5 protein-coding genes are annotated in these 8,889 nt (G+C 68.8%); 4 read left to right on the forward strand and 1 reads right to left on the reverse strand.

Going from position 1 to position 8,889, the window contains the following annotated elements; all coding sequences use genetic code 11:
* Positions 1–3: 3 nt before the first annotated feature.
* A complete protein-coding gene (gene dnaE, locus D6860_RS23000; protein WP_076623562.1) occupies positions 4–3,528 on the reverse strand; it encodes a DNA polymerase III subunit alpha in 3,525 nt (1,174 codons plus the stop codon).
* Positions 3,529–3,591: 63 nt separating this feature from the next.
* Here dnaE and D6860_RS23005 point away from each other — a divergent pair, with 63 nt between their 5' ends.
* The 4 genes from D6860_RS23005 to D6860_RS23020 all read left to right on the forward strand — a co-directional run.
* Positions 3,592–4,644, forward strand: a complete 1,053-nt coding sequence (locus tag D6860_RS23005) for an alpha/beta hydrolase (protein WP_128549316.1) — start codon at positions 3,592–3,594, stop codon at positions 4,642–4,644.
* Positions 4,645–4,844: 200 nt separating this feature from the next.
* On the forward strand, positions 4,845–6,227 hold the full coding sequence (xdhA, locus tag D6860_RS23010; protein WP_076623564.1) for a xanthine dehydrogenase small subunit: 1,383 nt from the start codon (positions 4,845–4,847) through the stop codon (positions 6,225–6,227).
* Positions 6,224–8,710 (forward strand): xanthine dehydrogenase molybdopterin binding subunit, encoded by a 2,487-nt coding sequence (locus tag D6860_RS23015; RefSeq protein WP_093411871.1) that lies wholly within the window; start codon positions 6,224–6,226, stop codon positions 8,708–8,710. The genes xdhA and D6860_RS23015 overlap by 4 nt, the downstream gene beginning before the upstream one ends.
* A partial coding sequence (locus tag D6860_RS23020; protein WP_305794256.1) for an XdhC family protein occupies positions 8,700–8,889 on the forward strand: 190 nt, incomplete at its 3' end. The genes D6860_RS23015 and D6860_RS23020, both read left to right, overlap by 11 nt.

Consider the following 8,889-nt stretch of genomic DNA (forward strand, 5'->3'; position numbering starts at 1 on the left):
CTGTCAGAAGTCCTCGACCGCGAGCACCCCGTCGAGCGATTTCACGGCGCCCTTGATCTCCGGCGTCACCGGAAACTCCTGGTTTAGGTCCATCTCGACCTCGCCCGGCAGCCCGGTCGACGACAGGCACAGCCGCACCGGCCCGCGCCCGGCGCGCGGCATCTGCTCGGCGGCCCGGCCCAGCACCGAGGCCACCCGCGCGATGGTGTCCGGGTCCTCGATGAAGATGCGCAGCCCGGCGGCGCCGGCGTCGGCCACCACGTGCTCGACCGGGCCGATGGAGCGGGCGAGCAGCTTCAACTGGTCCGATTCCAGCGTCGCCTCGGCGGTGACCACCACCTTGGTGCCGGTCTCGAGGAACTCGCGCGACTTCTCCAGCGTGTCCGAGAAGATGGTAATCTCGTAGGCGCCGGTCGGGTCCGACAGCTGCGCAAAGGCGAAGCGGTTGCCGCGCGCCGACTTGCGCTCCTGCCGACCGGCGACGACGCCGGCGAGCTTGGCGATGCAGGCGCCGCCCCGGGCCTTCTCCTCGGCCTCGTCGAGCGTCATCACGTCACGCCGCTTGAGCGCCGGCATGTAGTCGTCGAGCGGATGCCCGGACAGGTAGAAGCCGATCGCCTTGAACTCTTCCGACAGCCGCTCGGCGGGCAGCCAGTCCGAGACCGGCGACAGACGCGGCTCGGGCAGGTCGTCGCCCGCGTCGCCGAAAAGCGACACCTGCGCCGAGGCGCGCTGCTCGTGCACCGCCGCCGAGTAGGCGACAAGCGCGTCGAGCGAGTCGAAGATCCGCCGGCGGTTGCGGTCGAGCTGGTCGAAGCAGCCGGCCCGCGCCATCATCTCCAGCGGCCGCTTGCCGATCCGCTTGAGGTCTACCCGCCGGGCGAAGTCGTAGATGTTGACGAAGGGCTTCTCGGGGCTGCCCGGGTCCTCGGGCACCGAGCGGCGCCCCGCGACAACGAGGCCCATCGCGTCGGTGCCGACGTTCTTCAGCGCGCCGAGCGCGTAGACCAGCTTGCCGTCCTCGACGTCGAACATCGCCTGGCTGCGGTTCACGCAGGGCGGGATGTAGTCGAGCTTCAGGCCCTTCTTCGTCTCGTAGAAATAGGTGGCGAGCTTCTCGGTCAGGTGGATATCGCAGTTCATGACGCCCGCCATGAACTCCACCGGGTGGTTCGCCTTGAGCCAGGCCGTCTGGTAGCTCACCACCGCGTAGGCCGCCGCGTGCGACTTGTTGAAGCCGTAGTTGGCGAATTTCTCGAGCAGGTCGAAGACCTCCTTGGCCTTCGCCTCGTCGACGCCGTTGGCCATCGCGCCCTTGGTGAACTTCGGGCGCTCGGCGTCCATCGCCTCCTTGATCTTCTTGCCCATTGCGCGGCGCAGCAGGTCGGCGCCGCCGAGCGAGTAGCCCGCCATCTCCTGCGCGATCTGCATCACCTGCTCCTGGTAGACGATGATGCCCTGGGTCTCGGCAAGGATGTGGTCGATCGACGGGTGCACCGAGGTGATCTTGCGCTGGCCGTTCTTGACCTCGCAGTAGACCGGGATGTTCTCCATCGGGCCGGGGCGGTAGAGGGCCACCAGTGCGACGATGTCCTCGATGCAGGTGGGCTTCATGCGCTTGAGCGCATCCATCATGCCGGTGGATTCCACCTGGAACACCGCCACGGTCTTGGCGTCCGCGTAGAGCCTGTAGGTCTTCTCGTCATCCAGCGGGATGAGGTTCATCTGGTTCTCGCCGCCGTCCGCGGGCTCGTAGAGCTGCGTGCCGTCGGCGGCGACATGGATCGGGCGGCCCGACTTGAGGATCAGGTTCACCGCGTTCTGGATGACGGTCAGGGTCTTCAGGCCGAGGAAGTCGAACTTCACGAGACCGGCCTGTTCCACCCACTTCATGTTGAACTGGGTCGCCGGCATGTCCGAGCGCGGGTCCTGGTAGAGCGGCACCAGCTCGTCGGTCGGGCGGTCGGCGATCACCACGCCGGCCGCGTGGGTGCCGGCCGAGCGCAACAGCCCCTCGACCTTCTGGCCGTAGGTCAGCAGCCGGTCCACGACCTCCTCGTTGCCCGCCTCTTCCGCAAGCCGCGGCTCGTCGCGCAGCGCCTGCTCGATCGAGACGGGCTTGACGCCCTCGACCGGGATCATCTTCGACAGGCGGTCGACCTGGCCGTAGGGCATCTGCAGCACGCGGCCCACGTCGCGCACGGCGGCCTTGGACAGCAACGCGCCGAAGGTGATGATCTGCGCCACCTTGTCGTGGCCGTACTTGTCCTGCACGTAGCGGATCACCTCTTCGCGGCGGTCCATGCAGAAGTCGATGTCGAAGTCCGGCATCGAGACACGTTCGGGGTTGAGGAAACGTTCGAACAGCAGCGAGTAGCGAAGCGGATCGAGGTCGGTGATCGTGAGCGCGTAGGCCACGAGCGAGCCCGCGCCCGAGCCCCGGCCCGGACCGACGGGGATGTCATGGTCCTTGGCCCACTTGATGAAGTCGGCAACGATCAGGAAGTAGCCCGGGAAGCCCATGCCCTCGATGATGCCCATCTCGAAATCCAGCCGCTCCTGGTATTTCTCGGGGCTGACCGCGTGGGGGATCACGGCAAGGCGCTTCTGCAGGCCTTCGTTGGCCTGGCGGCGCAGTTCCTCGACCTCGTCGTCGGCGAATTTCGGCAGGATCGGCGCGCGCTTGTAGGCCATGAAGGCGCAGCGTCTGGCGATCTCGATGGTGTTCTCGATGGCCTCGGGCAGGTCGGCGAAGAGCGTCGCCATCTCCTGCGGGGTCTTGAGGTAATGCTGCGGCGTCAGGCGCCGGCGCGGTTCCTGCTGGTCGACATAGGCGCCCTCGGCGATGCAGATCATCGCGTCGTGGGCCTCGTACATGTCGGACTTGGGGAAGTAGACGTCGTTGGTCGCGACGAGCGGAATGCCCATCTCGTAGGCCATCTCGACGTGGCCCCGCTCGGAGAGCCGCTCGGCCTCGGGCAGGCCGTCGTCGCCCGGGTGGCGCTGGAGCTCGACGTAGAGCCGGTCGTTGAAGATCTGGTGCAGCCGCGTGAGCAGGGTCTGCGCGGCGGCGCGATGGTTCTCGCGCAGGAGCCGGCCCACCGGCCCGTCGGGGCCGCCGCTGAGGCAGATGAGCCCCTCGGAATGGTGCTCGAGCTCGTCGAGCAGCACATGCGCGATCTGCCCGTCGTGCCGCAGGTAGAGGCACGAGTTGAGCTTCATCAGGTTCTCGTAGCCGCGTTCGTTCTGCGCCAGCAGCACGATCGGGGCAGGGGGCTTCGGCCGTTCGCCCTGCGCGGGTTCGACGTAGCGGAGATCGAGCTGGCAGCCGACGATCGGCTGCACGCCCGCGCCGCTCGCGGTCACGGAAAACTCCAGCGCCGAGAACAGGTTGTTGCTGTCGGTCACGGCCACTGCGGGCATCTCCATGGCCTCGCAGAGCCCTGGCAGCTTCTTCAGCCGCACGGCGCCTTCGAGCAGGGAGTATTCGGTGTGAACGCGGAGGTGTATGAATCGGGGATCGGCCATGGCGGCACATTATGGCGGCGCGGCGGGGGGCGAAAGACCTCTCTCTCGCCCGGACGTTCGGGCATGCCGGCGGGCGAGGAAGGCAATCGAGATCAAATCCGCCTTAATTTCTGCACCTTCTGTTGCGAGTGTGGGCGGCACATCGGATGGAACCCGTGCAGTAATATGCCGGCGCACGCATCGAACTTGGCAAGACAATTGAACTATTCTCAGCATCAGGCCGGGCTGAAGCAATCCGGCAGGCGATCAGGCGTAGCAGCCGTTACGACCGCCGAGGCGTCCGTGCCGCGCGTCAAGCGCTTGCGCCGTTCGGTGCTGCTGGCCTTGGCGGCGCTCGCTCCGAGGCGCACCGCGCGCTTTCTCGGACGCCGGTATCTGACGTCCGGCGCGCATGTCGCCCCCGGGCAGATGGCTGGCGCCGGTCCAGCGGACTTGCTGCCGCTGGATGCCGATGGCGGCATCCTCCGTTACAGCGCCGGCACAGGGGCCGGGCGGCCGGAAAAGCGCATCCTGCTCGTGCACGGGCACGACGGTCATGTGCGCCAGTTCGCCCGCCCCATCCGTGCGCTCCGGCAGGCCGGGGTCGGCGTGGATGCGCTGGTGCTTCCCGGGCATCTGGCCCCTGATCGCACCATTTGCAGCATGCGCAATATTGTCGAGGGGATAAAGGCTGCCGTCACGAAGCATGGCCCCTACGACGGCATCGTCGCGCATTGCGTCAGTGCCAATGCAACGCTCTTCGCCCTCGCCGAAGGGCTGCCCTGCGACCGCGCGGCCTTCATCTCGGCCCCGCTCGACCTGAAGGGGCTGATCCGGCTGGGCGGCACGCAATACGGGCTGCGCGGGCGCTGTCTCGACCTGTTCGTGCAGGAGGTCAGCCGGCTGGGCGCGCCCTACGCGGTCGAGACGCCCTGGCGCCCTTTGGCCGCCGGCTGTCGCATCCCGTTGCTGGCCCTGCATGCCCGTCACGACTACGCGGCGCCCGCGGCCGAGGTCGAGGCGCTTGCCAAGGTCGCGCCCGACGCGCGGGTAAAGGTCTTCGAGCAGGGCGATCACAACACGATCCTGAACATGAGCATCGCTGCCACGGCACTGGTAGCCTTTCTCGCCGACTAGGGTGCGGTTAGGCTGGGCGCGAGGGAGTGCACGGTTTGTTGGCTGACGCGGGGTGGCTGCCTGTCGAATAGGCAATTTCCCCTTGCCAACCGGGAAACCTCCCCCCTAGCCTAGGTGCGACACGGGATGGTCCGCGCGCCTTCTACGCCGCATCGAGGGCGCGCAGGAAACGGACAGGGTAAGGCGGCGGGTCTTTACACATGGATATCTCCTTTCTTCTGAACGGGGAAAGAGTGGAGCTGCGAGGCGTGTCTCCCACGCGCACCGCGCTCGACTGGCTGCGCGAAGAGCGCGGCCTTACCGGCACGAAAGAAGGTTGCAACGAGGGCGACTGCGGCGCCTGCACGGTGATGGTCACGGACGAGACGGGAAGCCGGGCGATCAACGCCTGCATCCTGTTCCTGCCGCAGCTGCACGGCCGCGCGCTGCGCACGGTCGAGGGGCTCTCGGGGCCGGACGGCACGCTGCACCCGGTGCAACAGGCGATGGTCGATCACCACGGCTCGCAATGCGGTTTCTGCACGCCGGGCTTCGTGGTCTCGATGGCCAACGCGCATCTGCGCGGCGACCGGCACCACGACGATGCGCTCGCGGGAAACCTCTGCCGCTGCACCGGCTACGCGCCCATCGTGCGCGCCGCCGTGGCCGCCGCCGACGACCCGGTGCCCGACTGGATGGCGGAGCCCGAGTTGCCGGAGGTGGCGGGCACCGTCTCGTCCGCCGACATGACCGCGCATGCGCCCGAAAGCGCCGATGCGCTGGCCGAGCTCTACGCCCGCCACCCTTCGGCGACGCTGGTGGCCGGGGCGACCGACGTGGGCCTGTGGGTGACCAAGGACCTGCGCGAGCTGCCCGAGGTGATCTTTCTCAACCGCTGCCGCGACCTGCAGCGGATCGAGGTGACCGACGACGAGATCCGCATCGGCGCCGGCGTGACGATGGACCGGGTGCTCGACCTCATGCGCGAGCATTTCCCGAGCTACGCCGAAATGCTGCGCCGCTACGGTTCGGCACAGGTCCGCGCGGCTGCCACCATCGGCGGCAACATCGCCAACGGCTCGCCGATCGGGGACAACCCGCCGGCGCTGATGGCGCTGGGCGCGCGGCTGCACCTGCGCTACCGCGACACCCGCCGCGAGATGGCACTTGAGCACTTCTTTGTCGAATACGGCAAGCAAGACCGCTACCCCGGCGAGTTCGTCGAGGCGATCACGATCCCGCGCCAGCCCGACCGGCTGCGGGTCTACAAGCTGTCGAAACGGTTCGACCAGGACATCTCGGCGGTCTGCGGTGCCTTCAGCATCCACGTCGAGGACGGCACCGTGACCGAGGCCCGCATCGCCTTCGGCGGCATGGCGGGCATTCCGAAACGCGCCGATGCGGTCGAGGCGGCGCTGGTGGGCAAGCCCTGGACCGACGAGGCCGTGGTCGCCGCTTGGGATGCCTGGGAGCAGGACTTCACGCCGATGTCGGACATGCGCGCGAGCGCCGATTACCGGCAGATCGCGGCGCGCAACATGCTGACCCGCTACCTGCTCGAGGACCTCGGTGCCGCGACCAACGTGCGCGAGGTGCGGGCATGAGCGTGACCAAGCCGCTGCCGCACGACGCGGCCCCGCTGCATGTCTCGGGCAAGGCCCGCTACATCGACGACATCCCGGTGCCGCCGGGCTGCCTTCACCTGGCCTTCGGCCTGTCCGCGATCGCCGCCGGGCGCATCCGCGAGATCGACCTCGAGGAGGTGCGCCGCGCGCCGGGCGTGGTGCGGGTCTGGGAAGCGAAGGACCTGCCGTCGGAGTGCGACTGCTCGCCGTCGCTGGGCGACGAGCCGCTGCTCTCGGGCGCGAGGGTGTCCTATGCCGGGCAGCCGGTGTTCCTCGTGGCGGCGACCAGTCACCTTGCCGCCCGCAAGGCGGTGCGCAAGGCGCGGATCACCTACCAGGAACGCGACCCGGTGCTCTCGGTCGACGAGGCGATGGCGGCGGACGCGCGTTTCGAGGACGGGCCGCGCATCTGGGAGAAGGGCGACGCCGCCGACGCGCTGGCCGAGGCACCGAACGTGGTATCCGGCACCATCGTGATGGGTGGGCAGGAGCACTTCTATCTAGAGGGGCAGGCGGCGCTGGTGCTGCCGCAGGAAAACGGCGACATGCTGGTGCATTCGTCGACCCAGCACCCGACCGAGATCCAGCACAAGGTTGCGCATGCGCTGCACCTGCCGATGCATGGCGTGCGGGTCGAGACCCGGCGCATGGGCGGCGGCTTCGGCGGCAAGGAGAGCCAGGGCAACGCGCTGGCCATCGCCTGTGCCGTCGTGGCGGCGGCGACTGGCCGGCCGGCCAAGATGCGCTACGATCGCGACGACGACATGACGATCACCGGCAAGCGCCACGATTTCCGCATCGAGTACAGCGCCGGTTTCGACGACGACGGCCGGCTCTGCGCGGTGGACTTCGTGCAGTTCGCGCGCTGCGGCTGGGCGCAGGACCTGTCGCTGCCCGTGGCCGACCGGGCGATGCTGCACTCGGACAACGCCTATGACATCCCCGCGCTGCGGGTCGAGAGCCACCGGCTCAAGACCAACATGCAGAGCGCCACCGCCTACCGGGGCTTTGGCGGGCCGCAGGGGATGCTGGGAATCGAGCGGGTGCTCGACCACGTTGCCCACGCGCTGGGCCGCGATCCGCTCGAGGTGCGGCGGGCGAACTACTACGCCGACGCCGCGCCTGTGGATGCGGCGGACGGGGGGCTGTCTGCCCCCCGGGCGTCTGAGGGTCCGAGCAGCGAGGCGGTCGCGCAGGGTGAAGCGACGCCTCCCCCCGAGGATATTTCGAGCCAGAAGAAGCACGAGGTCTCAGAAGAGGATCTGGCGTCGCGCGGGGCCGTGGAGGCCGAGCCCTCGCACCCGGTTCCGGTGGCGCCCGAGGGGGGGCAGACCACGCATTACGGCCAGCCGGTCGAGGATTTCATCCTGAACGCGCTGACCGAGCGCCTGGCGGCGAGCTGCGACTATGCCGCCCGGCGCGCGGCCATCGCCGCCTGGAACGAGGAGACGCCGCTGCTGAAGCGCGGCATCGCGCTGACGCCGGTGAAATTCGGAATCTCGTTCACGCTCACCCATCTGAACCAGGCGGGCGCGCTGGTGCACGTCTACCAGGATGGCTCGGTGGCGCTGAACCATGGCGGCACCGAGATGGGGCAGGGGCTGTTCCAGAAGGTGGCGCAGGTGGCGGCGGCCCGCTTCGGGCTCTCGCCGGAGGCGGTGCGGATCACCGCCACCGATACCTCGAAGGTGCCCAACACCTCGGCCACGGCGGCCTCGTCGGGGTCGGACCTGAACGGCATGGCGGTGCAGGCCGCCTGCGACACGATCCGCGCGCGTATGGCCGAGCATCTGGCCGGGCTCTACCAGGCGCGGGCGTCCGAGGTGCGCTTTGCCGAGGGGCAGGTGCAGGTCGGCGGCGAGACGCTGGGTTTCGCCGAGGCGGCGAAGCTCTGCTACGAGGGGCGGGTGAGCCTGTCGTCGACGGGGTTCTACAAGACCCCCAAGGTCGACTGGGACCGCATCCGCGGTCAGGGGCGACCGTTCTACTACTTCGCCTATGGCGCGGCCTGCACCGAGGTGGTGCTCGACACGCTCAGCGGCGAGCACCGCATCCTGCGCACCGACATCCTGCATGACGCCGGTGCCTCGCTGAACCCGGCCATCGACATCGGCCAGATCGAGGGCGGCTACGTGCAGGGCGCGGGCTGGCTCACCACCGAGGAGCTGGTCTGGGACGACAAGGGGCGGCTGCGCACCCATGCTCCCTCGACCTACAAGATCCCGGCCTGCTCGGACCGGCCCGAGATCTTCAACGTGGCGCTCTGGGACGGGGCGAACCGCGAGGAGACGGTCTATCGCTCGAAGGCGGTGGGCGAGCCGCCCTTCATGCTCGGGATCTCGGCCTTCCTCGCGCTGTCCGATGCCATCGCCTCCTGTGGCGAGGCCTACCCGGCGCTCGATGCGCCGGCGACACCGGAGCGGGTGCTCATGGCGATCCGGAAGGTGCAGGATGGGGTTTGACGTCGAGGCGTTGCGCGCCGCCGTCGCTGCCCATGGACGGGTGGCGCGGGTCGTCGTGGCCGAGGTCGCGGGCTCGGCCCCGCGCGAGGTCGGCGCGGCGATGCTGGTCTGGCCCGGCGGCCAGTCGGGCACCATCGGCGGCGGCGCGCTGGAACTGGCCGCCGCCGAGGCGGCCCTGA

This window comes from Salipiger sp. D13 (assembly GCF_003703915.1).
Classification (GTDB): Bacteria; Pseudomonadota; Alphaproteobacteria; order Rhodobacterales; family Rhodobacteraceae; genus Salipiger; species Salipiger profundus.